Consider the following 25586-nt stretch of genomic DNA (forward strand, 5'->3'; position numbering starts at 1 on the left):
GTCGCCGACGGGCGCAGGGAACTGCGCGGCGCTGGGCACGAGTGGTTGTTTTGGGGGCGCGGGGAACTGCGCGAGCAACCCACCACCGGCCCGCAGGTCCGAACCCCTGGCCCCGCGGCCAGCGGTCTAGGGAAGGGGTGGGGAGGGGCATCGCCCGCCGCAGGCGCGACGCCGGTCAGCGGGGTGGGTGAGAATTTGTGGGGGAGCGGAAGGGTGATGGGGATGGCTGGGCGGTTTGGGGTTCGGGGGGTTTTGGGGCCGTTGCGGCGGGGTGGGGCGGATCCGACGTATCAGGTGGGGGCCGATGGGGCCGTGTGGCGGGTGAGCAGGACGCCGGAGGGGCCTGGGACCTTGCGGGTGGCAGCGGGGGCTGCTGAGGCCTGGGGGCCTGGGGCGGGGTGGCTGATGGGGCGGTTGCCCGGGCTGCTCGGGGAGTGGGACGATCCGGGGCCGTTCGTGGCGCGCCACCAGGTCGTTGCCCGCGCCGAGCATCAGCACCCCTGGCTGCGGCTGTGCCGTACCGGCCTCGTACTGGAGTCGTTGATTCCGTCGGTGCTTGAGCAGAAGGTGACCACCACCGAGGCGTACCGGTCATGGCGGCACCTGGTGCGGAAGTTCGGGGAGCCCGCGCCGGTGCCCGAGGGGCCCGGGGTGCCGGAGGGGCTGTTCGTCATGCCGGACGCCCGGGGGTGGGCGCTGATTCCGTCCTGGGAGTGGCACCGGGCGAACGTCGACGCCAAGCGTGCCGACACCGTCGTCCGGGCGGCACGGGTCGCCGCCCGGCTGGAGGAGGCGGCGGGGATGCCGTACGAGAGGGCGAAGGCGCGGCTGGAGGCGGTTCCCGGGATCGGGCCGTGGACCTCCGCCGAGACCCTCCAGCGCAGCAACGGCGCACCCGACGCCCTGACGGTGGGCGATCTGCACCTGCCGGGGATCGTCGGGTACGCCCTGACGGGGCGGCGCGGGGCGACCGACGACGACATGCTGGAGCTGCTGGCCCCCTACGAGGGCCAGCGCCACCGGGCCGTCCGGCTGATCCTGCTCACCGGGCTGACTCCGCCCCGGCACGGCCCTCGCCGTGCTCCGGGGCGGATCTCACACCTCTGAATACCTACTGGTCCGAGGAGAAGCGGAGCGAGGCTGCCGGGAGTACCGCGTCGCACCACACCCGTACTCCCTCGCGGAGCTCGTTGTCCGCGCCGATCACCGCGCCGTCGCCGATCACCGCGCCCGACAGCACCGTCCGGGCGCCGATCCTGGCGCCCGCGCCGACCAGTGAGTCCGTGATCACCGCGCCCGCCTCGACCACCGCGCCCGCGAGGATCGTGCTGCCCTCGATCCGGCTGCCCTCGCCGATCACGGCGTCGGCGCCCACCGTCGTACCGCCGGTGAGCTTCGCGTCCGGGGCGACGGTCGCGCCCGGCATCACGAGGCGGTCGCCGCAGCGGCCGGGGACCGCCGGGGACGGCGCGCGGCCCTGCACCAGGTCGGCGGAGCCGCGGACGAACGCCTGCGGGGTGCCGAGGTCCAGCCAGTAGGTGGAGTCGACCATGCCCTGGAGGTGGGCGCCGGAGGAGAGCAGGTCGGGGAAGGTCTCGCGTTCCACGGAGACCGGGCGGCCGGCCGGGATGGTGTCGATGACCGAGCGGCGGAAGACGTACGCGCCCGCGTTGATCTGGTCGGTGACGATTTCCTCGGGGGTCTGCGGCTTTTCGAGGAAGGCCGTGACCCGCCCCGTGCCGTCCGTCGGGACCAGGCCGAAGGCGCGGGGGTCCTCGACCCGGGTGAGGTGGAGGGAGACGTCGGCGCCCGAGTCGCGGTGGGTGGTGACGAGGGCCTCGATGTCCAGGCCGGTGAGGATGTCGCCGTTGAAGATCAGGACGGGTTCGTCGGGTCCCGAGTGCAGCCGGGAGGCGACGTTGCGGATGGCGCCGCCGGTGCCCAGCGGCTCGTCCTCGGTGACGTATTCGAGGTGCAGACCCAGTGCGGAGCCGTCGCCGAAGTACGGCTCGAAGACCTCGGCGAGGTAGGAGGTGGCGAGGACGATGTGTTCGACTCCGGCCGCTCTCGCGCGGGCCAGCTGGTGGGTCAGGAAGGGCACGCCGGCGGCCGGGACCATGGGCTTGGGGGTGTTCACCGTGAGCGGCCGCAGCCGGGTTCCCTTGCCCCCGACCAGGAGGATCGCTTCAGTCACCTTGTCGTCTCTGCTTCCTGCTGGGGCCGGCCGGATAGTGGGCGGCCAGTGTATGCAGACTGTTCGAGTGCGTCCTGGTCGGAGCCCCGCGCGGTGAGTGACGGGGCGCAGCGTGTACGTTGCGGTCCCGTCAGCGGCCCTGGAGTCGGGCGGCGGCCCCTCTGGCGGTCCCGAGTTTCCGGTACAGGTGCCCGCCGGGGCACTCGGTGGCGAAGCCGTCCCGGTGGCCCGAGATGACGTTGAGCCGGACGTTCCTGCCCTTCTTGTAGAGGTTGCTGCCCCCTGAGGTGAGGTAGGTGGTGGCTCTCGGGTTGGCTCCGTGCAGTCCCAGCTTCCAGGCGGCGAGTCTGGCGACGGCTTTCACCGCTGCGGCGGGCGGGGCTGAATGGGTGTACGTCCCGAGAACGGCGATGCCCATGCTGTTGGTGTTGAAACCGAGAGTGTGCGCCCCGAGGACCGCCTTGGCCACACCTCCGGCACGCCCTTCGTAGACGTTGCCGCACTTGTCGACGGCAAAGTTGTAGCCGAAGTCACGCCAACCACTGCTCTTGACGTGGTAGCGGTAAATACTGCGCAGTAGTGAGGCGGACTGCGAACAGCTGTACCCATTTCCAGACGCACTGTGATGCACGAAGGCGACCTTGATCGTCTTCGTGTACACATTGCCCTTCTCCTTCAGCTTCTCGTCCGCGCCCCAGGCCCGGCGCGTGATGATGCGCGGCCGGGCCCCGATGAACCGCCTCGGACCGCCGTACTCCGCTTCCGCTTGGGCCCGGGTCTCCTCGACGGTGAGCTCCGGGACCTCCAGACCGGCGGCGGGCGCGGCGCGCAGGGAGCCCCGGCCCGGTTCGGCGCCGGGGTCGACGAGGTCGATGCGCAGTCCCCGGGGCAGCGGGGCGGCCTCGCCGGGTGCCGCTTCGTCCTCCGTACGGCGCTGGACCCGTGCCTGGACCCCGTCCGAGGGGCCGACCCACAGCGGGGCCGTCGCGCCGTGGGTACGGCCGGTGTTGGCCTCGGCCGCCGAGGGGTCGGCGCCGTGGTCGGCGTGGCCGGTCGCCAGGTCCTGCCAGCCGGACCAGGTCCGGGCGCCGACGGCTCTCGTACGTACCTGGACCCGTCCTTCCAGTACCGCACGCGGATCGTCCCAGACGACTCCGACCAGCGAGAACGGCGCCACATCCCGGGAGTTGACGCCCAGAGCCGCACCCGGACCCGCAGCCGCGGGCGCCGCCCTCAGCGCCCGGTCCGCACTCCGCCCGCCCAGCGGCGAGAGCGGCAGCGACCGGGTGGACCCCGGCAGGTCCGCGGCCCGCGCGCCGCCCCGGCCCGCGTTGTCGGAACCCGCCCCGGCACCCACACCGTCGGGCAGGATCAGCGGGAGCGCGATGACGGACGCGCAGGCGAAAGCGATCGAGGAAGCAACGAGTGCACGCATGCCCTGAATCTTGGACATAGTCATATAAATCTGTCCATCGGTGAATTGACGCCCTGTCTGCCGGACGGGTGCCTCCCGCGCTCCCCCGGCGCCCGCCGCCGAGGTACCCCCGGGCGTACGCTCCTCGGATGAACACCACCGACCGCACCCCTGCCGACCTGCTGCGTTCCGCACTCGCCACGGACCCCGGCCGTCCCCTCGTCACCTTCTACGACGACGCGACCGGCGAGCGCGTCGAACTGTCCGTCGCCACCTTCGCCAATTGGGTGGCCAAGACCGCCAACCTCCTTCAGGGCGACCTCTCCGCGGGGCCCGGCGACCGGCTCGCGCTGTACCTGCCGGCGCACTGGCAGACCGCGGTCTGGCTGCTCGCCTGTTCCTCGGTGGGCGTGGCGGCCGACGTACGGGGCAAGCCGGAGGCCGCGGACGTGGTGGTCAGCGGGCCGGACTCGCTGGAGACGGCGCGGGCGGGGCGGGGCGAGCGGATCGCGCTGGCGCTGCGTCCGCTGGGCGGCCGGTTCGTACCGCGGCCGCCGGAGGGCTTCGCCGACTACGCGGTCGAAGTCCCCTCCCAGGGCGACCGGTTCGCTCCCTACGCCCCCGTCGACCCGGAGGACGCCGCGCTGAGCGTCGGCGGCAGCGAGCTGACGGCGGCCGAGCTGGTGGAGCGGGCGCACGAGGACGCGGTGGCGCTCGGTCTTGGCCCCGGGTCCCGCGTGCTGTCGGGACTCTCGTACGACACCTGGGAGGGACTGTCCTCCGGTCTGTACGCCCCGCTGGTCTCGGGTGGCTCGATCGTGCTGTGCCGCAACCTCGGCGAGCTGTCCGCCGAGGGCCTCGCCGCGCGCGTCGGGAGCGAGCGCGTCACGCACACGGTGGGCGGTCCCGCCGGGTCGTAGGGGAGATACGCCGCCGGGGGCCGTCCATCCGGTGAACCGGGGCGCGGCCTCGCGGGCGCGGGAGCGGCCCCGGTACATGATCGGTTGCACGCACAACCAAGCGCTGGTTTCAGCCGTCTACTCCTGCGATCGACGGCCCAGCGTGCCGCCGACTCCGTACGAGGATGGACGCAGACGTGACCGACACTGCTGGCACGCCCCCCGAACCGGACGAGTCGGCAGCGGCCGCAGCCGCGGCCGGACCACCGGAGAGCGCGTCGGGAGCCAGCAGCGCCAAGGACGGAACTCCCGGGGGCGGCGACCCGGCCGACTCCCCCGAACCGGCCGTCCCGGAGGGCTCCGCCGAGTCCACCGGGTCCGCCGCCCCGGACGACCCCGCCGAGTCCACCGCCGACTCCCCGCCCCGCCCCCGTCGCCACTGGATCCGCTGGTCCGCCGCAGGAGCTGCCCTGGTGGTGCTCGGGGCGGCCGGGACGGGCTGGTACTTCTACCAGAAGCTGGACGGCAACATCACGACGGACACCAGTGCCGCCGCCGAGCTCCGCACCTGGGAGAAGGAACGTCCCACCCAGGCCCCGGTCGCGCAGAACGCGCAGAACATCCTGCTGATCGGCTCCGACTCCCGCGCGGGCGGCAACTCCAAGTACGGCCGCGACGAGGGCACCCAGCGCTCGGACACCACGATCCTGCTGCACCTGGCCGCCGACCGCTCCAGCACGACCGCCGTGTCCCTCCCCCGCGACCTGATGGTGGACATCCCCGCCTGTACGAAGTCGGACGGGACGCGCACCCGGGCGATGTTCGCGCAGTTCAACTGGGCGTTCGAGATGGGCGGCACGGCCTGCACGATCCGTACCGTCGAGAAGATGACCGGGGTGCGCCTCGACCACCACATGGTGGTCGACTTCCAGGGCTTCAAGGACATGGTGGACGCGGTCGACGGCGTCGACGTCTGCCTCAAGGAGCCGATCAACGACCGGGACGCGCACCTGCGGCTCCCGGCGGGCCCGCAGACCCTCAACGGGGAGCAGGCGCTGGGCTACGTACGCGCCAGGAAGTCGATCGGCGGCGGCAGTGACACCGAACGGATGGACCGCCAGCAGCAGTTCCTCGCCTCGCTCGTCAACAAGATGCAGAGCAACGGCGTCCTGCTGAACCCGACGAAGCTCTACCCGGTGCTCGACGCGGCGACCAAGTCCCTGACCACGGACCCCGGTCTGGCCTCGCTGCGCGATCTGTACGACCTGGTGAGCAGTGCCAGGGACGTGCCGTCGGACAAGATCCAGTTCATGACGGTGCCCCGGCGTGCCTACCGGTACGACAGCAACCGCGACGAGCTCGTCCAGCCGCAGGCGGCGACGCTCTTCAAGCAGCTCCGCGAGGACACCCCCGTGACGGTGGCGCCCGCCAAGTCCCTGAAGCCGGGGGACGAACCAGGCAAAAACCCCTCCGCCGAGAGGGCGGGCGAGGACGGGAAGCCCGACGACGAGGGTCCTGCCACCCCGTCGCCGACCCCGACTTTCGCCGGTACAAACGCCGCCACGGGCATGTGCGAGTAAAGCGATTCCCAAACCGGGGACGTTCCCCGTTGCGTTTTGGATGGATTGCCCGGTTGTAAGGGGCGTGGAATTTGTCACTGACGTCGCTAGGCGCTGATCTGGACAGATAGTGTGACGCGATCCAGTGCAACGAGCCGCTCATCGGGTCTCGCACACACGACTGGACCGTAAGAAGAGCCGCCTGGGGGGAGGCGCCTCGCGTGGGACCGACGGAGGACTCAGGCAACCGTGGACGCGCACAGCCGAGGCGGGGCGGACGAGATCGACCCCGCCGACCAGTGGGTTCTCAACCCGCACACCGGCAACTACGAACTGCGACTGGATCATTCCGCAGGGTCCTCAAGAAACGCGGGGCAGCCACCGGGCAGCCGTCGCGGACGCAGCCGTGACGCCCGCCAGCAGCGGGGCCGGGACACAGCGGCACCCCGGCGCGAGGTGCCGCCCCAGCGAAGTCGCCGCGGCCAGGGCCCGGACAGCGGTCCGGGCGGCTCCCCGGGCGGCGTTCCGGGCGGCAACGGCAGCAGCGGCGGCGCGCAGCAAGCGGGCCGCCGCAAGCGCAAGCAGGCCAAGCCGCGCAAGCGCGCCCTGAGGACGACCGGCATCGTCATGGGCGTCGTCCTGGTCGCGGGCTCGGTCGGCGCGTGGGCGCTGTACGAGCACTTCAACGGCAACCTGAAGTCGGTGGACGTCTCCGGCGGTTCGGGCGGCTTCAAGAAGGACCAGGCCGTCAACATCCTGGTCATCGGCACCGACAAGCGCACCGGTGACGGCAACGAGGGCTACGGCGACAAGAACAGCCCCGGCCACGCCGACACCACGATCCTCTTCCACGTCTCCAAGGACCGGACGAACGCGACCGCGCTCTCCATCCCGCGCGACCTGAAGACCCGTATCCCGGACTGCCCCACCAAGCAGGAGGACGGCTCGGAGAAGGTCGTCCCGGGCAGCCCCAAGGAGCGCTTCAACACCAGCCTGGGCCAGTCGGGGCGCGACCCCGGCTGCACCATGCGCACGGTGAAGGAGATCACCGGGCTGACCGTCGACCACTTCATGATGGTCGACTTCAACGCGGTGAAGACGCTGAGCACCGCGGTCGGCGGCGTCGACGTCTGTGTCGCCAGGGACGTCGACGACAAGGACTCGCACCTCAAGCTGGCCAAGGGCACGCACACCCTCCAGGGTGAGCAGGCGCTGGCCTTCGTACGCACCCGGCACAGCTTCGGCAGCGGCTCCGACCTCAGCCGGATCGAGACCCAGCAGCAGTTCCTGGGCTCGATGATCCGCAAGATGAAGTCCAGCGAGACGCTGACCAACCCGACCAAGCTCTACGACCTGGCGGACGCGGCCACCCAGGCGATGACCGTCGACTCCGGCATCGGCAGCATCCTCAAGCTGAAGTCGCTGGCCGAGGAGGTCGCCAAGGTCGACCCGAAGAACATCACCTTCACGACGCTGCCGGTGCTCGACAACCCCGACGAGCCGGTGGGCAAGAAGGCCACCGTGGTCGTCAACAGCGAGAAGGCCGACCCGCTCTTCGCGTTGCTGCGGTCGGACACCTCGCTGACCGAGGTGAAGAAGAAGGAGAAGGAGCAGAAGGCACAGGCCAGCGCCAAGCAGGACGCCCTGCTGAAGGGCGCCAAGGCCGCCGCCGACGACGTACGGGTCAATGTCTTCAACGGGGGCGGTCCCAGTGGTGCCGCCCAGGAGACACTGTCCTGGCTCCAGTTGACCAAGGGCGTCAAGCTGGCGACCAACGGCGGTAACTCGCCGGGGCCCGACATCCCGAAGACCACGCTGGAGTACGGCGAGAACCAGGCCGACCAGGCGCGTGCGCTGGCGGCGATGATGGGGCTGCCCTCCTCGGCGATGAAGCCGACCGGGCAGCAGGCGGGCGAGCGCGTACCGATGACGCTCACGCTGGGCTCGGACTTCAAGGCCGCCGGTCAGCCGATCGGCGGACCGGCGAAGGTGCCGGAGGGAATCCAGCGGGCCAACGCCGACAAGTCGGTATGCGCCAAGTGACCGCCGGTCACCGGGCAGAGAACAGAATCTGAGTGGGAGTGGGTGGGGGCCCGGTGGGCAGCAGCAGTGTGCACGGGGAGGGAACCCGCGCGGGCAGTCTCGGCTGGGACGAGAGTCTCTACGAGGACGGCGCGCGCGGGGACACGGATCCGGCGGACAGAACGACAGCGGTGACCGCCGACGGCGGGGGCGACGGCGGGGGGCACCGCCGGGGCGGCTCCCGGCGGCGCGGGCGCGGCGGTGGCCGGAACAAGGGCAAGGGCATCCTGCGCTGGACCGCGATATCCCTGGCCGTGCTGATCCTCGGCACGGCCGGCGCCGGTTACCTCTATTACGAACACCTCAACAGCAATCTGCGCAGCAGTGCCCGGAGCAACGGCAGCGGCCCGGACAAGCCCAAGGCGAACGCGGCCGGGCAGACCCCGCTGAACATCCTGCTGATCGGCTCCGACAGCCGCGCCGATCCGAAGAACGTGAAGCTGGGCGGTGGCAAGGACCTGACTAAGAACCCGCCGCTCGCCGACGTCCAGAAGCTGCTGCACGTCTCCGCCGACCGCAAGCACGCCTCGGTGGTGAGCATCCCGCGCGACACCCGGGTGAACATCCCCGAGTGCAAGGACGAGAAGACCCAGAAGGTCACCCCCGCGGGAAGCGCGATCATCAACCAGACGCTGGCGCGCGGCGGTCCGAGCTGTGTCCTGGACACCTGGCAGAAGCTCACCAACGTCTACATCGACCACTGGCTGATGATCGACTTCTCCGGTGTGGTGCAGATGTCGGACGCCGTCGGCGGTGTCGAGGTCTGCCTCAACCAGGGTGTGTGGGACAGGCCGACGAGGACGGAGAAGGGCGGCTCGGGCCTCAAGCTGGCCAAGGGCTCGCACAAGATCCAGGGTGAGCAGGCTCTCCAGTGGCTACGCACCCGGCACGCGTTCGGAAGCGATAAGGGCCGCGCGAAGGCGCAGCACATGTACATGAACTCGATGATGCGCGAGCTCCAGGCCGAGGACGCGTTCACCAACGTCGGCCGGATCACCTCGCTCGCCGAGACCGCGACGAAGGCCCTCCAGGTCTCCGACGAGATCGGCACGCCCAAGAAGCTCTTCGACCTGGCGATGGAGCTCAAGGACGTCCCCTCGGACAGCATCACCATGACCTCGCTGCCGACGATCGCGGACCCGCGGAACCCCCTCGCCCACTACATCGTGGACCCGAAGGACTCCCCCAAGGTCCTCAAGCTGCTCCAGGACGACATCCCGTTCGACAAGAACGGCGGGAAGTCCGACGGCAAGAACGCGAAGAAGCCGGCCGAGAAGCCCGCGAAGAAACCTTCGGCCACCCCCGGGGAGCTGGCGGTCACCGTGCAGAACGGCACCGGCAGCGACACCCGGGCCTCCACGCCGGGCCGGGCTTCCGCCGTCGCGCAGATCCTGTCCGGCAAGGGCTACACCCGGGCCTCGGCCGTCAAGGGCGGCCCGCACGTCGAACGCACGACGGTCAGCTTCCCCAGCGCCGAACTGGAGGGCGACGCCCAGGCGGTCGCCAAGGCGCTCGGCCTGCCGTCCTCGGCGATCAGCAGGTCCACGGACGCCTCGGGCGTCACCCTGACCGTCGGCGCCGACTGGCGCACGGGCTCCTCCTACCCGAAGGCCGAGGTGCCGAAGGCGGGCGACGTCCCGGAATCCGCCGAGGCGGTCAAGGGCAACGACAAGGGCTGCATGGACGTGTACAGCGTGTACCAGTGGAACGGCAAGGACTGATCCCGTCCGCGCAAGGAGAAGGGGCCCTGGACTTCGCGTCCCGGGCCCCTTCTCTTTTCTCTCGTACGTATGAAACGGACGGCTACACGCCCGCACCCTGCACGGCGGGCCTGCGGCTCGCGATGACGCGCTTCGCGAGGGACTTCGGCGAGGTCAGGAAGCCGTACCCCCACGACATGTGCATGGTGGCGAGCGCGACGGGGATCCGGGCGCGCGCCTTCAGCGACAGGCCCCTGCCCGCCGGCAGGGAGCCCGCGGTGATCGCGGCCAGATAGCCGGCCGGGACGACGAAGCCCCACGGGGTGACCAGGGCGCCGGCCAGGGTGCCCGCCGCGATCGCGCAGACGGCGGCCGGCGGGGCGAGGTAGCGGAGGTTGATCGAGCCGGGGTGGTAGCGGGCGACGACGTGCCGCCAGCGGCCGTAGTCCTTGTACTGCTTGGCGAGCGCCTTCACGGACGGGCGCGGGCGGTACTGGACCTTCAGCTCGGGCGAGAACCAGATCAGGCCGCCGGCCTCGCGGATGCGGAAGTTCAGCTCCCAGTCCTGGGCGCGGATGAACTCCTCGTTGTAGCCGCCCTGCCGCTCCAGGGCCTCGCGGCGGAACACCCCGAGGAAGACGGTCTCGGCCTGCTGGGCCTCGCCGCCGGTGTGGAAGGCGGCGTTGCCCACGCCGATCTTCGAGGTCATCGCGGCGGCGACGGCCTCTTCCCAGGGGGTCTCGCCCTCGGCGTTCATGATGCCGCCGACGTTCATCGCGCCGGTCTCCGCCAGGAGGCGGACGGCGGTGGCGATGTAGTCGGCCGAGAGCATGCCGTGGCCGTCGACGCGGACGACGACCGGGTGGCGGGAGGCCTTGATCGCGGCGTTCAGGGCTGCGGGGGTACGGCCGGTGGGGTTGGGAACGGTGTACACCCGGGCCCGGGGATGAGACGCGGTCTCCCGTACCAGCTCCGCGGCGATCTCGTCGGTGCGGTCCGTGGACGGGCCGAGCGCGATCACCACCTCCATCTCGCCGTCGTACTCCTGCTCCAGGATGTGACGGACCGAGCTGCGCAGGTGCCGCTCCTCGTTGAGCACCGGCATGATCACGGAGACAGCGGGGGCGGCGGCGGGTATGTCGTTCACACCGGCTCACGTTACCGCGAACGGGGGACAGCCTCGCGCGGCGGCCGTGGCGCTGCCGCGGGCTGCAGATCGTATCGGCATACGGTGCACCCGATCCCCGTCCTGTGCCTTGCGGAGGTGTCCCCCGTGCCCGTGCCGCCCCGTCCGCCAGCACCGCGCCCGCGAAAGGGCCGCCGACGGCCGAAGCAGTCCCGGGACCCGCACGGGGCACCGGCCAGGGGGCGCAGGCAGGACGAGCGGCCGCGCTGGGGAATGCGGGCCGCGACCACCCTGTCGGTGCTCGTCCTGGCCGCGGGAGGCATCGGGCACGCGGTGCTGACCGGCATGAACACCCAGATCAGCCGGGTCGACCCGTTCAAGGACATGAAGAACAGGCCCGAGGGCGGGCACGGCATGAACTTCCTGCTGGTCGGCACCGACGGCCGCGACAGGATCACGGCCGAGGAGAAGAAGAAGTACCGGCTCGGCGGCGCCCCCTGCCACTGCACCGACACGGTCATGGTCGTGCACGTCTCCGAGGACCGGGACCGTGCCAGCATCGTCAGCCTCCCCCGGGACAGTTACGCGGAGCTGCCCGAGCACACCGACGAGACGACCGGCGACCACCACAAGGCACACCCGGTCAAGCTGAACGCGGCGTACGCGGAGGGCGGCCCGGCCCTCACCACCCGCACCGTCGAGCACATGACGGGCGTCAAGATCGACCACTATCTGGAGGTCGACTTCACCAGCTTCATGAAGACGGTGGACGTGCTCGGCGGCGTCGAGATCTGCACGGCCGCCCCGCTCAAGGACAGCTACACCGGCCTCGACCTCCCGCCCGGCACGCACCGTCTCGGCGGCGGCGAGGCCCTCCAGTACGTACGCTCCCGGCACATCGACGGGGCCTCCGACCTGGGGCGGATGCAGCGCCAGCAGCGCTTCCTGGCGGCCTTCATCGCCCGCGCGACGGACAGCGGGGCGCTGCTCAACCCGGTGAAGTTCCGGGAGGTGGCGGGGACGCTGCTGGGGTCCGTACGGGCGGACAGCGGTTTCGGTACGGACGAGATGTTCGCGCTCGCGCGGGCGATGCGGGGCTTCTCCCCGGCGTCGTCGGAGTTCACGTCGGTGCCGATCGGGCAGATGAGCTTCCCGGTGAAGGGCATCGGCTCGACCCTGAAGTGGGACGCGGCCAAGTCGAAGAAGCTCTTCCAGGCGCTGCGCGAGGACCGGCCGCTGACCGTGCCCCGGCCGAAGAAGCCCCGGGCGACCCTGGTGGACGTCGCCCCGCAGCAGGTCCGCGTCCAGGTCGACAACGGCACGCGTACGGCGGGGCTGGCGGGGCGCGTCGACAAGGCGTTGCGCGCCACCGGCTTCCGGACCTCGGGCGTACCGGGGAACGGGGCGCGCCGCGATCTGACCCGCACCCTGGTGACGTACGACCCCCGGTGGGACCGCTCCGCCAAGACACTGGCGGCGGCGCTGCCGGGCTGCGGGCTGAAGGCGGTGCCCGGGCAGGGCAGCCTGATGCGCGTGACGGCGGGGGCCGACTACCGTGCGGTCACCCCGGTCAGGGCGGAGAACCCGTATCAGGGTGAGTTCGGCACGGCCACGGGCGACCAGGTCACCTGCCCGTAGGCCCAGGAAACTCCGGAGGGCCCGGGACCGGCCCTGGCCCCGGCCCCGGTCCCGGCCCGGGCCCCCTCGGTGGTCAGTCCGCGGTGACCGTCACCGGCTCGTCGTTCTTGATCTGCTTGACCAGCTGCCGCATCTTCTCCTTGTCCCAGATCACGTTGCCGTTCCGGATGCCGGACTTCGGCATGTTCATCGACTTGCCCTCGCCGCCCTGGACGCCCTTCATCGCGAAGAACATCTCGGCCAGGTCGAACAGCCCCATGTCCTTGTCGACGATCAGGGTGTCCAGGCCCGCACCCAGCGTCGGGTACAGGGCGAACGGGTTGAGGATGGTGCCCGGCGTCGCCGCCTGCGAGGCGAGCGCCGACAGGAACTTCTGCTGGTTCTTGGTGCGCGCGAAGTCCGAGTCCTTGAAGGCGTACCGGGTGCGGACGAAGGCCAGGGCCTGCTCGCCGTTGAGGGTCTGCTTGCCGGCCTGGAAGTCGGCGCCGGACTTCTTGTCCTTGAACGCCTGGGGGATGTCCAGCTCGACGCCGCCCAGCGCGTCCACGATGTTCGCGAAACCGGCGAAGCCGATCTCGGCGTAGTGGTCGATGCGCAGTCCGGTGTTGTGCTCGACGGTACGGACGAGGAGCTCGGGGCCGTCCTCGGCGTACGCGGCGTTCAGCTTGACCCGGCGGTGCTTGTTCTCGAAGCGCTTGCCGGACTGGGAGCCGACGAAGGACGGGATCTCCACGTCGGAGTCGCGGGGCAGCGAGACCATGGTGTTCCCGCTGGAGCAGGACGCCAGGATCATCATCGAGTCGGTGCGCTTGCCCTCGGCGGAGCCGGTGTGCAGCTTCTTCTTCTCCTCGGCCGTCATGCCCTCGCGGCTGTCGGAGCCGACGATCAGGTACGTCGTGCAGTCGCCCTCTTCGGGCCGGTCGATCACCTTGGAGAGGTCGACCTCGCGGCGGACCTTGGAGTCGGCCCAGAAGTAGGTGGCGACGGAGGTGACGGCCAGCACCGAGACGACGGTGATCGCGCCGATCTTGATGCGGCGTCCCCAGTTGGGGGCGAGGCGCGGGCCGCGTCCGCCGCCACCGCCGGGGCCCTGCGGGCCGCCGGAGCGGTTGCCGTTGCCGCTGCCGCCGTAGACCTGGCCGGTGTTGTAGCCGTCGTTGCGGCTGCCCTGCTGCGCGCCGCCGCCGTCCCACACCGGGTAGTCGTCGTCGTAGCCCTGCGACTGCTGCGGCGGGACGCCGTGCGGCGGGGCGGACGGACGCTGGGGTGCGGGCCGCGGGGCCTGGCCGCGCTGCACATGCCGCATCACCCGGGGGCCCTCGGGCTGCGCGCCTGCGCTGCCTCGGCCGTACCGGTCGCCGCGGTCGTCGTTTCGTGCACTGGGCCAGTCGCTCATTCATTCAGTGTGCCGTCTGCGCGGGGGTGGTCAGAAGGCCAGGTGGGGAATCGGGGCCTGGCTGTTGCAGAGCTGATGCAATGTGCACGCGCATAAAGTAGAGGGCATGACAGATCAGGCCCAGGCCCCGGAAGAACTCATTCCGGGCAAGCCCACCTCCGCTTCCCGCACCACGCTGAGCCACATCATGACCGCTGCGGAAACGAATCTGCTCGGCACCGTGCACGGTGGCGTGATCATGAAGCTGGTGGATGACGCGGCGGGCGCGGTGGCCGGCCGGCACTCCGGCGGCCCGGCCGTCACCGCCTCCATGGACGAGATGGTCTTCCTGGAGCCGGTGCAGGTCGGCGACCTGGTGCACGTCAAGGCCCAGTGCAACTGGACCGGCCGCTCCTCGATGGAGATCGGGGTACGGGTGCTGGCCGAGCGGTGGAACGAGTCGACGCCCGCCCAGCAGGTCGGCTCCGCGTACCTCGTGTTCGCCGCCGTCGACGCGGACGGCAAGACCCGGCCCGTACCGCCGGTGCTCCCCGAGACGGAACGCGACCAGCGGCGCTACCAGGAGGCCCAGATCCGGCGCACCCACCGCCTCGCCCGCCGCCGCGCCATCAAGGAGCTCCGCGACCGCCGGGCGGCCGACGGCCTCAACGACTGACCGCCGCCGGGGCTCGGCCGGACCCTGCCCCGCCGTACCCGCGCCCGTACCCCCGAACGCCACACCCGCCGTGAACCCCCGCCGCTCCCGTGCCACGGTTGCCGTACTGCCCGTACTGCCCGTACAGCCGTCTGCCGTCGCGGAACCGGAGCCCCCCTCATGGCACTGCTGCAGGACGACCCGCACGCCTCCCCCGCCGCGGGCGAGCTCGCCCCGGAGCCGGTGCACGACGCGACCGCCCCTCCCCCGGGCCTCCTCGACCAGGCCCGCGCCCTGCTCGCCGCGCACCCCGTCGCCGACGGCCACAACGGCCTCGCCTGGGCGCTGCGCTCCGTCCCCTGGTCCGACATAGAGCTGGGCGAGAGCAGCCTCGACACCGACCTCCCCCGGCTGCGCTCGGGCGGCGTCGGCGCACAGTTCTGGTCGCTGCACACCGGCGGAACCGCGCACGGCGACGCCGCCTGCGCCGTCGCCACCACCCTGGAACAGATCGACCGCGTACTCGCCCTGGTCCGCAGCCACCCCGAGGGCCTGCGGCTCGCGCTGAGCGCGGGCGAGATCGGCGACGCCAGGTCCTGCGGCAGGATCGCCTCGCTGCTCGGCCCGGCCGAGGCCACCGCGCTGGGCGACTCGCTGGGCGCCCTGCGCTCCCTGCACGCCCTGGGCGTACGGAGCGTCACCCTGACCGGCACCGACTGGGCGCCGCCCACCGGGCTGACCAGGTTCGGGCAGGAAGTCGTACGGGAGATGAACCGGATCGGCATGCTCGCCGACCTCAGCGGCGCCACCGTCGAGACGGCCCGCGCGGCCCTCGCCGTGTCCAGGGCCCCGGTGGTCTTCGGCCGCTCCGGAGCGCTGGCCCTCAGGGAACACCCGGCGAACGTCCCCGACGACGTACTGACGGCGCTGCGCGAGAACGGCGGCCTGTGCATGGTGCCCTTCGCCGCCGACCGCACCGGCCCCTCACTGCGCAGCGTCGCCGACCACCTCGACCACGTCCGCTCGCTGGCGGGCCCGGACTGCGTCGGTCTCTCCGGTACGTACGACACGGGCGCCGGCCGCCCCGCCGGGCTGGCGGACACGGCGGGCTATCCGCTGCTGATCGCCGAACTCCTGGACCGGGGCTGGCCGGAGGCCGACCTGGCCAGGCTCACCTGGGGCAACCTCCAGCGGGTGCTGCGCGACGTGGAGTTCACCGCCCGCACGGCCCAGCAGCGCAGGGGCCCCTCCACGGCCCGCATCGAGGAAATGGACGGCTGAGCCACCCCTTTCCCGGAACCGGAATCAGGCCTTCGGACGGCCCATCGCCCGGAACGTCCATCCGGCCTCGCGCCACTTCGCCGAGTCCAGCGCATTGCGCCCGTCGAGGATCAGCCGGTTCGCGACGGCCTTGCCCAGCTCCGCCGGGTCCAGCTCGCGGAACTCGGTCCACTCGGTGAGGTGCAGCACCACGTCCGCGCCGCGCACCGCGTCGAGCGCGGAATCGGCGTACCCGAGGGTGGGGAAGACGCGCCGGGCGTTGGCCATTCCCTTGGGGTCGTACACGGTCACCTGACCGCCCTGGAGGTGGATCTGACCTGCGACGTTCAGCGCGGGCGAGTCGCGTACGTCGTCCGAGTCGGGCTTGAAGGTGGCACCGAGCACGGCGACCCGCCTGCCCAGGAAGCCGCCCTCGCCGAGCGCCTCGCGGGCCAGCTCGACCATGTGGCCGCGGCGGCGCATGTTGATGGAGTCGACCTCGCGGAGGAATGTCAGCGCCTGGTCGGCACCCAGCTCACCGGCGCGCGCCATGAACGCCCGGATGTCCTTCGGCAGGCACCCGCCGCCGAAGCCGATCCCGGCCCGCAGGAACTTCTTCCCGATCCGGTCGTCGTGCCCGATCGCCTCCGCCAGCTTCGCCACGTCCCCGTCGGCGGCCTCGCAGACCTCGGCCATGGCGTTGATGAAGGAGATCTTCGTGGCGAGGAAGGAGTTCGCGGCGGTCTTCACCAGCTCCGCGGTCGGGAAGTCCGTCACCACGAACGGCGAGCCCTCCGCCAGCGGCGCCGCGTACACCTCGCGCAGGATCTTCTCGGCGCGCTCGCTCTCCACGCCGACCACGATCCGGTCCGGGTGGAGGGTGTCCTGGACGGCGAAGCCCTCGCGCAGGAACTCCGGGTTCCAGGCCAGCTCGACGCCCTCGGGCGCCTTCTCCGCCAGCAGCTCCTTGAGCCGCGCCGCCGTCCCCACCGGCACGGTCGACTTGCCGACCACCAGCGCGTCGCTCTTCAGGACGGGCGCCAGGGAGTTGAAGGCACTGTTCACGTAGCTCATGTCGCTGGCGTACTCGCCGTGCTTCTGCGGGGTGTTGGTGCACAGGAAGTGCACATCGCCGAACGCCCCGACCTCCGCCCAGTCGCTCGTGAAACGCAGCCGCCCGCTCGCCCCCGGCAGCCCTTCCACGTGCTTGGCCAGCAGCTCTTCGAGTCCCGGCTCGTACATCGGCGCCCGCCCGGCCGACAGCATCTCGATCTTCTCGGGTACGACGTCGAGCCCGAGCACCTCGAACCCCAGTTCCGCCATGGCCGCTGCGTGGGTGGCGCCGAGGTAGCCGGTGCCGATCACGGTGATCCTGAGGGCCATGTGGTGCTCCTAGTGATACGGGCGGGACAGCGCCGGACTTCGGCGCGGGACAACGCGCCCGAGCATATCCGGGTGCTTGTAGGGGCAAATTCAGCCCGACCGGACGCCGGCCGGGAGCTGTCGGCAAACTCACGTATCCCTGATCGGCCCGAACGCCTAAAATCAGGGTTACTTAACGGTAGTTAGCATCGCAGTCCGCACCCTTGGGAGTGAGTGACCTTGGCAGGTTCGCCCGATTTCGACCTGTACCGCACGTCCGAAGAGCACGACCTGCTCCGCGAAACGGTGCGCGCGCTGGCCGAGGCGAAGATCGCCCCGCACGCCGCCGAGGTGGACGAGAACGCCCGCTTCCCCCAGGAGGCCCTGGACGCGCTCATCGCCTCCGACCTCCAGGCGGTGCACGTCCCCGAGGCGTACGGCGGCGCGGGCGCGGACGCGCTCGCCACGGTCATCGTGATCGAGGAGGTGGCCCGCGTCTGCGCGTCCTCCTCCCTGATCCCCGCCGTCAACAAGCTGGGCTCGCTCCCGGTCATCCTCTCGGGCAGCGAAGACCTCAAGAAGAAGTACCTCGCCCCCCTCGCCAAGGGCGACGCGATGTTCTCGTACTGCCTCTCGGAGCCGGACGCGGGCTCGGACGCCGCGGGCATGAAGACGCGCGCGGTCCGCGACGGCGACTTCTGGGTCCTCAACGGCGTGAAGCGCTGGATCACCAACGCGGGCGAGTCCGAGTACTACACGGTCATGGCGGTCACCGACCCGGAGAAGCGCTCGAAGGGCATCTCGGCCTTCGTCGTCGAGAAGTCCGACGAGGGCGTCTCCTTCGGCGCCCCGGAGAAGAAGCTCGGCATCAAGGGCTCCCCCACCCGCGAGGTCTACCTCGACAACGTCCGCATCCCCGCCGACCGCATGATCGGCGAGGAGGGCACCGGCTTCGCCACCGCGATGAAGACCCTGGACCACACCCGCGTCACCATCGCGGCCCAGGCCGTCGGCATCGCCCAGGGCGCCCTGGACTACGCCAAGGGCTACGTCCAGGAGCGCAAGCAGTTCGGCAAGCCGATCGGCGACTTCCAGGGCGTCCAGTTCATGCTGGCCGACATGGCGATGAAGCTGGAAGCGGCCCGCCAGCTCACCTACTCCGCCGCCGCCCGCTCGGAGCGCGTCTCCGCCGGCGCCGACAAGGAGGACCTGACCTTCTTCGGCGCCGCCGCCAAGTGCTACGCCTCGGACGCCGCCATGGAGATCACCCTGGACGCCATCCAGCTCCTGGGCGGCTACGGCTACACGCGGGACTACCCGGTCGAGCGGATGATGCGCGACGCCAAGATCACGCAGCTGTACGAGGGCACGAACCAGATCCAGCGCATCGTGATGGCGCGCAACCTGCCGAAGTAGTCGATTCAGGCAACCAGGCCAAGGGGGCGCCCATCGGGCGCCCCCTTCTTGCCGCGCTCAAAAGAAGCCCCTGGTCCAGGCATCAGAGACGCACAGATACGTTGCCCACTGTGGCCAGTATCGTCAGCTCGCCACCGATGGCTTCGAGATAGGAAGCCATCGTTGAGGTGTCCAGCCGCACGCCTCCACGTTCGATCTGGCTGATGCGCCCCTGCGTCACCCCCATGGCTTTCGCCGCCTGCGCCTGGGTCATACCTTGCGCCTTCCGGAGCGCAGCCAGCTCATGCCCGCGCTCCGCATCGACCATCTCGCGCTTGATGGCGTCGATCCGTTCGCGCTTCTCCGGCGTGATGTCTGCTGCGAGATCGTCCATGCCGCCGAGCTTCATGCTTCGCCCTCCTCCTTCAACGCTTCCAAGTAGGCGCTGTACTTGGCATCGGCTTCCTTGATCGCCTTCGGATACCAGGATGCCCACTGCCGCCCGCTCGCCTTGTTGCCCGCAACGAGAAAGACGGCTCGCCGCACCGGGTCAAAGACGAACAGCATCCGGATGCTGACCGTGCCCCCGCTGCGCGGCCGGAGCTCCCGTATGTTGCGAAACCGGCTGTGGTCCAATGTGCCCACGGTGGGGCGACGCAAAGCCGGGCCCGCTTCCTGGAGCCGCTCCAGTGCCTATGCAAATGGGAGCTCCCCCACTCTCAGCCGTCGAGTTGTTCCAGGGTGGCGTTGGACGGGGTCCTGTGCTGCTGGAGGTTGCGGGCGACCGATTCGGTGTCTCGGAGGGTGCGGACCGCGTTCTGCCAGGTGAGTTTGGCCAGGTCCTGGGTGGACCAGTTGCGGGAGATGAGTTCGGCGATGAGGTTGGGGTAGCCCGCGACGTCCTCCAGGCCCGCCGGGGTGAACGCCGTGCCGTCGTAGTCGCCGCCGATGCCGATGTGGTCGATGCCGGCGACCTCGCGCATGTGGTCGAGGTGGTCGGCGACCGTGGCGGGGGTGGCCATCGGGCGGGGGTTGGCGGCCTCGAAGGCGTGCTGGACCTTCATGCCCTCGGCGGTGGTGTCCAGGTGGTGGAGGCCGTGGGCGCGCATGTTCTCGTCCGCGCGGAGCGTCCAGGAGACGGCTTCCGGGAGGATGAACTTGGGGACGAAGGTGGCCATCGCCACGCCGCCGTTGGCGGGCAGGGCGGCCAGGACGTCGTCCGGGATGTTGCGGGGGTGGTCGCAGACCGCGCGGGCCGAGGAGTGGGAGAAGATGACCGGCGCCTCGGTCGTCTCCAGGGCCGCGCGCATGGTGGAGGCGGCCACGTGGGAGAGGTCCACCAGCATGCCCACGCGGTTCATCTCGCGTACGACCTCGCGGCCGAAGGCGGAGAGGCCGCCGACGCCGGGCTCGTCCGTGGCCGAGTCCGCCCAGGCGATGTTGTCGTTGTGGGTCAGGGTCATGTAGCGGACGCCCAGGGTGTGCAGCGCGCGCAGCGTGGCCAGGGAGTTGTTGATGGAGTGGCCGCCCTCGGCACCCATCAGGGAGGCGATGCGGCCGTCCCTGCGGGCCGACTCCATGTCGTCGGCCGTGAGCGCGCGGACCAGGTGACCGGGGTAGCGGGCGATCAGCTGGGCGACCACGTCGACCTGTTCGAGGGTGGCGCTCACCGCCTCGTCGCCGGTCATGTCCGTACGTACGTAGACCGACCAGAACTGGGCGCCGACGCGGCCCGTCTTCATCCGCGCCAGGTCCGTGTGCAGGTGGGCGGACTGGTCCGCGGCGATGTCGAGGCGGTCGAGGTCGTAGCGGACCTGCTCGCGCAGGGCCCAGGGGAGGTCGTTGTGGCCGTCGACGACGGGGAAGTCGGCGAGGAGGGCCAGGGCCGCGTCCAGGTGGTCCGAGGCGTGGGTGGTCATCGCGGTCACTTCCCGAAGCCGAAGTGGTCCTGGCCGCCCATGGCCTTCGTGCGCAGGCGCTTGCCCTTCTCGGTGGCCTGGGCGTTCAGGTCCTGCTGGAACTCCTGCATGCGGGCCAGGAGGGAGGGGTCGAAGGCGGCCAGCATGCGGGCCGCGAGCAGGCCCGCGTTGCGGGCGCCGGCGACGGAGACCGTGGCGACCGGGACGCCGGCCGGCATCTGCACGATGGAGAGCAGGGAGTCCATGCCGTCGAGGTACTTGAGGGGTACCGGAACGCCGATGACGGGGAGCGGGGTCACCGAGGCCAGCATGCCCGGGAGGTGTGCCGCGCCGCCCGCGCCCGCGATGACCGCCTTGAGGCCGCGGCCCGCCGCCTCCTCGCCGTACGCGATCATCTCGTGCGGCATCCGGTGTGCGGAGACGACGTCGACCTCGTACGGGATCTCGAACTCGGCGAGCGCGGTGGCGGCGGCCTCCATGACGGGCCAGTCGGAGTCCGAGCCCATGACGATGCCGACGAGGGGGGCGGGAGCAGTCATTCGGTGATCGTTCCTCGGAGGTAGCCGGCGGCGTGACGGGCGCGGTCCAGCACGTCGTCGAGGTCGTCGCCGTAGGTGTTGACGTGGCCGACCTTGCGGCCGGGCTTCACGTCCTTTCCGTACATGTGGATCTTCGCCTGCGGGTCGCGCGCCATGACGTGGAGGTACGGCTTGTACATGTCGGGGTAGTCGCCGCCGAGCACGTTGCACATGACCGTCCAGGTGGACCTCGGGCGCGGGTCGCCCAGCGGGAGGTCGAGGACGGCGCGGACGTGGTTGGCGAACTGCGAGGTGATCGCGCCGTCCTGGGTCCAGTGGCCGGAGTTGTGCGGGCGCATCGCGAGCTCGTTGACCAGGATGCGGCCGTCCCTCGTCTCGAAGAGCTCGACGGCGAGGTGGCCCACGACGTCCAGCTCGACGGCGATCCGGATGGCGAGCTGCTGGGCCTCGCCGGAGAGGGCCTCGGAGAGGTGGGGCGCCGGGGCGATGACCGTGTCGCAGACGCCGTCGACCTGCTGCGACTCGACGACGGGGTACGCGACGGCCTGGCCGTGCGGGGAGCGCACGATGTTGGCGGCCAGCTCGCGGACGAAGTCGACCTTCTCCTCGGCGAGGACCGGGACCCCGGCGCGGAAGGGGTCGTGCGCGTCGGCCTCGGAGCGTACGAACCAGACGCCCTTGCCGTCGTACCCGCCGCGCACCGTCTTGAGGATGACGGGGAACCCGTCGCCCTCGGCGGCGAAGGCGGTCACGTCCGCCGGGTCGCTCACGATGCGGTGCCGGGGGCAGGGCGCCCCGATCTCGGTGAGCTTCGTGCGCATCACCCCCTTGTCCTGGGCGTGCACCAGCGCGTCGGGCCCCGGGCGGACGGGGATGCCGTCCGCTTCCAGGGCTCGCAGGTGTTCGGTGGGGACGTGCTCGTGATCGAAGGTGATCACGTCGCAGCCGCGCGCGAAGGCGCGCAGCGTGTCCAGGTCGCGATAGTCGCCGATGACGACGTCGCTGACCACTTGGGCCGCCGAGTCCTGGGGGGTGTCCGAGAGGAGCTTGAACTTGATGCCGAGGGGGATGCCCGCCTCGTGGGTCATTCGGGCGAGCTGACCGCCACCGACCATGCCGACTACCGGGAACGTCACTCGGACAGGGTATTCCAGGCCATCCGTAGGCACACACCACCCCGGGCCTCCGGGTGTTCGTACGAACCTACAGGGGGTGGGTGTGACGGGATCCGGCCGCAGTGTCCGGGCGAGACCCGTTCCACAAGCGGAGGGCGCACGTCTCCCCGCTCGGCCGGGAGGGTGACCGTTAGCATGGCTGGGTTGACGACATCAACCGAACGGGGTCGACGGACATCATGAGCGAGCCTGGCGGAACGACGCTGCGCACCCGGCTGGAGCAGCTCGCACGCGAGGTCGCCAAGTTCGGAGCGGTCGGGGGGCTCGGGCTGCTGGTCAACATTGCCGCGTCCAACCTGCTGTGGCGCACCACCGACCTCCCGTTGGTGCGGGCCGGCCTGATCGCGACGGGGATCGCGATCCTCTTCAACTACGTCGGCTTCCGGTACTTCACCTACCGCGAGCGCGACAAGAGCGGGCGGGCCAGGGAGATGACGCTCTTCCTGCTGTTCAGCGTGATCGGCGCGGTCATCGAGACCGGGGTGCTGTACGCGGCGACGTACTGGTTCGACTGGAACACCCCGCTGCAGAACAACTTCTTCAAGGTGTTCGGGATCGGGGTGGCGACCCTGTTCCGGTTCTGGTCGTACCGGACGTGGGTGTTCCGGGCGCTGCCGGCCAAGGCCGCGGTCGAGCAGGCGGAGGCCGCGACGAAGTCGGCGTCCGAGTCCGGGTCCGGGTCCGAGTCCGGGTCCGGGTCCGGGTCCGCTCCGGTGCCCAGTCGGCTCACCTGACTGTTTTCGTCTCCGTCTCCGACCTGCTGTCCGGCACCACGGTGCTCAGGAAGAGGGCGAAGATCGCGGGTTTCTGCTGGAGCAGTTCCAGCCGGCCGCCGTCCGCCTCGGCGAGGTCACGGGCGACGGCGAGGCCGATGCCGGTGGAGTTGCGGCCGCTGATGGTGCGCTCGAAGATGCGGGCGCCGAGCTCGACCGGGACGCCCGGGCCCTCGTCCGTGACCTCGATGACGGCCTGGTTGCCGGTGACCCGGGAGCGCAGGGCGACGGTGCCGCCGCCGTGCATGAGGGAGTTCTCGATGAGTGCGGCGAGCACCTGGGCCACGGCGCCGGGGGTGCCGACGGCGCGCAGGTTCTTCTTTCCCGACCGTACGATCGCCCGCCCGGCGCTGCGGTAGGCGGGCCGCCACTCCTCGATCTGCTGCTTGAGCACCTCGTCGAGGTCGAAGGCGACGGCCGATCCGGTGCGCGGGTCGCGGGAGTTGGTGAGGAGGCGTTCCACGACGTCGGTGAGGCGCTCGACCTGGGTGAGGGCGATGGTCGCCTCCTCCTTGACCGTCTCCAGCTCGTCGGTGAGCGTGATCTCCTCCAGCCGCATGGAGAGTGCGGTGAGGGGGGTACGGAGCTGGTGCGAGGCGTCGGCGGCGAGGCGGCGCTCGGCGGTGAGCATGCGGCCGATGCGTTCGGCGGAGGAGTCGAGTACGTCGGCGACCCGGTCGAGCTCGGGGACGCCGTACCTCTTGTGGCGGGGGCGGGGGTCGCCGGAGCCGAGGCGTTCGGCGGTTTCGGCGAGGTCGGTGAGGGGGGAGGCGAGGCGGTTCGCCTGTCGTACGGCGAGGAGTACGGCCGCCACGACGGCGAGGAGTGCGACCGCGCCGATGATCAGGAGGGTGCGGCCGACCTCGCGGGTGACGGTGGAGCGGGACTCCTGGACGGTGACGGACTCGCCGCGGCCGCCGGTGGCGCGGCTCTCGATGACGCCGTCGGTGGGGCGGGTGCCGATCTCGATGGGGGCGCGGCCGGGGATCTCGATGCGGGCGTAGCGGTGGTCGCCGATCTGCTTGACCAGGACTTCGCGGCTGACGTCGCCGGCGCCGTCGCCGCCCAGGCGGCTCTCTACGACGCTGACCAGGCGGAGGGCTTCGGAGTCGACGGACTCCTGGGCGCTGTTGCTGATGGTGCGGGTCTCGACGATGACCAGGGATACGCCGAAGACGGCGATCACTACCAGGACTACGGCGAGGGTGGAGTTGATCAGGCGGCGGCGCATGGGTCAAGCATGCATGGTGGGGGTCTGGGGTGAGCCACTTGTTGTGGGGGTGGGGCCGTGGCGGGGGTGGGGCGGGGTCGGGGGGTTCGGCTCCGGCGGGGGCCGCCCCCTTGCCCGCCCGTTCCGCCCCCGGGGGGCGGCCCCGCCGCCCAAGGGGGCTCGGCGTGCGGCCCCGCCGCGCAAGGGGGCGGGGCAACGGGTGCGGCTCCGCCGCACGAGGGGGTTAGCTTTTTTCGAAGCGGAAGCCTACGCCTCGGACCGTGGCGATGTAGCGGGGGTTGGCGGCGTCGTCGCCGAGCTTCTTGCGGAGCCAGGAGATGTGCATGTCGAGGGTCTTGGTGGAGGACCACCAGGTGGTGTCCCAGACCTCGCGCATCAGCTGGTCGCGGGTGACGACCCGGCCCGCGTCCCTGACCAGTACGCGGAGGAGGTCGAACTCCTTGGCCGTGAGCTGGAGTTCCTCCTCGCCCATCCAGGCGCGGTGCGACTCGACGTCGATCCGTACGCCGTGGGTGGCCGGGGCCGGGGTCGGCTCGGTGGAGCCGCGCCGCAGCAGGGCCCGTACGCGGGCGAGGAGTTCGGCGAGGCGGAAGGGCTTGGTGACGTAGTCGTCGGCTCCGGCGTCGAGCCCGACGACGGTGTCCACCTCGTCGGCGCGCGCGGTGAGCACCAGGATCGGCACGGTGAGGCCGTCGGCGCGCAGTCGGCGGGCGACCTCCAGGCCGTCCATGCCGGGGAGTCCCAGGTCGAGCACGACGAGGTCGATGCCTCCCTGAAGCCCGGCGTCCAGGGCGGTCGGTCCGTCCTCGCGGACCTCGACCTCGTAACCCTCCCGACGCAGTGCGCGGGCCAGTGGCTCCGAAATGGATGCGTCGTCCTCGGCGAGCAGTACACGGGTCATGCAGGGAATGTTAGTCGGCGCGGCGGGCGGGCCAAGCATGATCAACAAGGACGGCAGAGCGCCTGCGACTCAAGCACTCATTCCTGTGCAGGACCTTTGAATGTGCTGAGTTGGTTCCATTGTCACCTGTGATCCATCTCTCAAGTCCTTCCATATGCCGCACTGTCGTGTCGTAAGGTGGCGAGCACGTTTGTTGCAGTATTCGGGGGCCTTTGGCAGCAATGACTGCTGAGGGTCTCTTTTTGTGTGGTTCGGCAGTGGTAATCGCCGGTCCGCACGCCAGTGAATGACCTATGGGCCGGGCCCCGCGCGCGACGATGCGTTTCGCGGGGCGTGGATCCCGGTGCGGTACCCCGCACCGGTGCCGGCCGCCCCCCACCGGGCGCGTA

22 protein-coding genes are annotated in these 25586 nt (G+C 70.8%); 10 read left to right on the plus strand and 12 right to left on the minus strand.

The window, feature by feature from the left end; all coding sequences use genetic code 11:
• Positions 1 to 195 precede the first annotated feature (195 nt).
• Positions 196 to 1107 (plus strand): DNA-3-methyladenine glycosylase family protein, encoded by a 912-nt coding sequence (locus ACZ5PB_RS16085; RefSeq protein WP_468692084.1) that lies wholly within the window; start codon positions 196 to 198, stop codon positions 1105 to 1107.
• 4 nt (positions 1108 to 1111) lie between these two features.
• On the opposite strand, the gene manB is transcribed toward ACZ5PB_RS16085, so the two are convergent.
• Together manB and ACZ5PB_RS16095 are read right to left on the minus strand one after the other, a co-directional pair.
• Positions 1112 to 2194 carry a mannose-1-phosphate guanylyltransferase gene (gene manB / locus ACZ5PB_RS16090; protein WP_468691578.1) on the minus strand — a complete coding sequence of 361 codons (1083 nt, stop codon included), beginning with the start codon at positions 2192 to 2194 and terminating at the stop codon, positions 1112 to 1114.
• 130 nt (positions 2195 to 2324) lie between these two features.
• Entirely contained in the window at positions 2325 to 3629 is a 1305-nt protein-coding gene (locus tag ACZ5PB_RS16095; RefSeq protein ID WP_468691579.1) for an N-acetylmuramoyl-L-alanine amidase, read from the minus strand.
• 128 nt (positions 3630 to 3757) lie between these two features.
• On the opposite strand from ACZ5PB_RS16095, the gene ACZ5PB_RS16100 reads away from it, so the two are divergent.
• The 4 genes from ACZ5PB_RS16100 (at position 3758) to ACZ5PB_RS16115 (ending at position 9869) form a co-directional block, all read left to right on the plus strand.
• Positions 3758 to 4528: a TIGR03089 family protein gene (locus ACZ5PB_RS16100; protein ID WP_468691580.1), complete on the plus strand. Its 771-nt coding sequence runs from the start codon at positions 3758 to 3760 to the stop codon at positions 4526 to 4528.
• A gap of 164 nt (positions 4529 to 4692) precedes the next feature.
• On the plus strand, positions 4693 to 6087 hold the full coding sequence (locus tag ACZ5PB_RS16105; RefSeq protein ID WP_468691582.1) for an LCP family protein: 1395 nt from the start codon (positions 4693 to 4695) through the stop codon (positions 6085 to 6087).
• A gap of 228 nt (positions 6088 to 6315) precedes the next feature.
• A complete protein-coding gene (locus ACZ5PB_RS16110) occupies positions 6316 to 8109 on the plus strand; it encodes an LCP family protein (protein ID WP_468691583.1) in 1794 nt (597 codons plus the stop codon).
• 53 nt (positions 8110 to 8162) lie between these two features.
• On the plus strand, positions 8163 to 9869 hold the full coding sequence (locus ACZ5PB_RS16115; RefSeq protein ID WP_468691585.1) for an LCP family protein: 1707 nt from the start codon (positions 8163 to 8165) through the stop codon (positions 9867 to 9869).
• A gap of 82 nt (positions 9870 to 9951) precedes the next feature.
• Here the strand turns inward: ACZ5PB_RS16115 and ACZ5PB_RS16120 are convergent, their stop codons facing one another.
• Positions 9952 to 10986 carry a glycosyltransferase family 2 protein gene (locus ACZ5PB_RS16120; RefSeq protein ID WP_468692085.1) on the minus strand — a complete coding sequence of 345 codons (1035 nt, stop codon included), beginning with the start codon at positions 10984 to 10986 and terminating at the stop codon, positions 9952 to 9954.
• A gap of 135 nt (positions 10987 to 11121) precedes the next feature.
• Here ACZ5PB_RS16120 and ACZ5PB_RS16125 point away from each other — a divergent pair, with 135 nt between their 5' ends.
• Positions 11122 to 12612, plus strand: coding sequence for an LCP family protein (locus ACZ5PB_RS16125; protein ID WP_468691586.1), 1491 nt, complete (start codon positions 11122 to 11124; stop codon positions 12610 to 12612).
• Positions 12613 to 12685: 73 nt separating this feature from the next.
• On the opposite strand, the gene ACZ5PB_RS16130 is transcribed toward ACZ5PB_RS16125, so the two are convergent.
• Entirely contained in the window at positions 12686 to 14008 is a 1323-nt protein-coding gene (locus ACZ5PB_RS16130; protein ID WP_468691588.1) for an LCP family protein, read from the minus strand.
• A gap of 106 nt (positions 14009 to 14114) precedes the next feature.
• Here ACZ5PB_RS16130 and ACZ5PB_RS16135 point away from each other — a divergent pair, with 106 nt between their 5' ends.
• Complete coding sequence (locus ACZ5PB_RS16135; protein ID WP_468691590.1) at positions 14115 to 14663, plus strand: acyl-CoA thioesterase; 549 nt, start codon at positions 14115 to 14117, stop codon at positions 14661 to 14663.
• A gap of 159 nt (positions 14664 to 14822) precedes the next feature.
• The gene (locus tag ACZ5PB_RS16140; RefSeq protein ID WP_468691591.1) at positions 14823 to 15923 is read left to right on the plus strand and encodes a dipeptidase; all 1101 of its coding nucleotides are present in this window, start codon (positions 14823 to 14825) and stop codon (positions 15921 to 15923) included.
• 24 nt (positions 15924 to 15947) lie between these two features.
• On the opposite strand, the gene ACZ5PB_RS16145 is transcribed toward ACZ5PB_RS16140, so the two are convergent.
• The gene (locus ACZ5PB_RS16145; RefSeq protein ID WP_468691592.1) at positions 15948 to 17285 is read right to left on the minus strand and encodes a UDP-glucose dehydrogenase family protein; all 1338 of its coding nucleotides are present in this window, start codon (positions 17283 to 17285) and stop codon (positions 15948 to 15950) included.
• A gap of 219 nt (positions 17286 to 17504) precedes the next feature.
• Here ACZ5PB_RS16145 and ACZ5PB_RS16150 point away from each other — a divergent pair, with 219 nt between their 5' ends.
• Positions 17505 to 18680 (plus strand): acyl-CoA dehydrogenase family protein, encoded by a 1176-nt coding sequence (locus ACZ5PB_RS16150; RefSeq protein WP_468691593.1) that lies wholly within the window; start codon positions 17505 to 17507, stop codon positions 18678 to 18680.
• Positions 18681 to 18762: 82 nt separating this feature from the next.
• On the opposite strand, the gene ACZ5PB_RS16155 is transcribed toward ACZ5PB_RS16150, so the two are convergent.
• From ACZ5PB_RS16155 to ACZ5PB_RS16175, 5 genes are read right to left on the minus strand one after another with little or no spacing between them, the layout of a single operon-like run.
• Positions 18763 to 19068: a helix-turn-helix domain-containing protein gene (locus ACZ5PB_RS16155; protein ID WP_468691595.1), complete on the minus strand. Its 306-nt coding sequence runs from the start codon at positions 19066 to 19068 to the stop codon at positions 18763 to 18765.
• Positions 19065 to 19349, minus strand: coding sequence for a type II toxin-antitoxin system RelE/ParE family toxin (locus ACZ5PB_RS16160; RefSeq protein ID WP_468692087.1), 285 nt, complete (start codon positions 19347 to 19349; stop codon positions 19065 to 19067). The genes ACZ5PB_RS16155 and ACZ5PB_RS16160 overlap by 4 nt, the downstream gene beginning before the upstream one ends.
• Before the next feature lie 29 nt (positions 19350 to 19378).
• Positions 19379 to 20578 (minus strand): dipeptidase, encoded by a 1200-nt coding sequence (locus tag ACZ5PB_RS16165; protein WP_468692088.1) that lies wholly within the window; start codon positions 20576 to 20578, stop codon positions 19379 to 19381.
• A gap of 5 nt (positions 20579 to 20583) precedes the next feature.
• Entirely contained in the window at positions 20584 to 21117 is a 534-nt protein-coding gene (gene purE / locus ACZ5PB_RS16170; RefSeq protein WP_468691597.1) for a 5-(carboxyamino)imidazole ribonucleotide mutase, read from the minus strand.
• Positions 21114 to 22253, minus strand: coding sequence for a 5-(carboxyamino)imidazole ribonucleotide synthase (locus ACZ5PB_RS16175; protein ID WP_468691599.1), 1140 nt, complete (start codon positions 22251 to 22253; stop codon positions 21114 to 21116). The genes purE and ACZ5PB_RS16175 overlap by 4 nt, the downstream gene beginning before the upstream one ends.
• A gap of 218 nt (positions 22254 to 22471) precedes the next feature.
• Between ACZ5PB_RS16175 and ACZ5PB_RS16180 the strand changes: the two genes are divergently transcribed.
• On the plus strand, positions 22472 to 23026 hold the full coding sequence (locus ACZ5PB_RS16180; RefSeq protein ID WP_468691600.1) for a GtrA family protein: 555 nt from the start codon (positions 22472 to 22474) through the stop codon (positions 23024 to 23026).
• Here the strand turns inward: ACZ5PB_RS16180 and ACZ5PB_RS16185 are convergent.
• Positions 23019 to 24296, minus strand: coding sequence for an ATP-binding protein (locus ACZ5PB_RS16185; protein WP_468691602.1), 1278 nt, complete (start codon positions 24294 to 24296; stop codon positions 23019 to 23021). The genes ACZ5PB_RS16180 and ACZ5PB_RS16185 overlap by 8 nt on opposite strands.
• A 223-nt stretch (positions 24297 to 24519) precedes the next feature.
• Positions 24520 to 25197 carry a response regulator transcription factor gene (locus ACZ5PB_RS16190; RefSeq protein ID WP_468691603.1) on the minus strand — a complete coding sequence of 226 codons (678 nt, stop codon included), beginning with the start codon at positions 25195 to 25197 and terminating at the stop codon, positions 24520 to 24522.
• Positions 25198 to 25586: the final 389 nt, after the last annotated feature.

This window comes from Streptomyces sp. NPDC032721, from assembly GCF_055579625.1.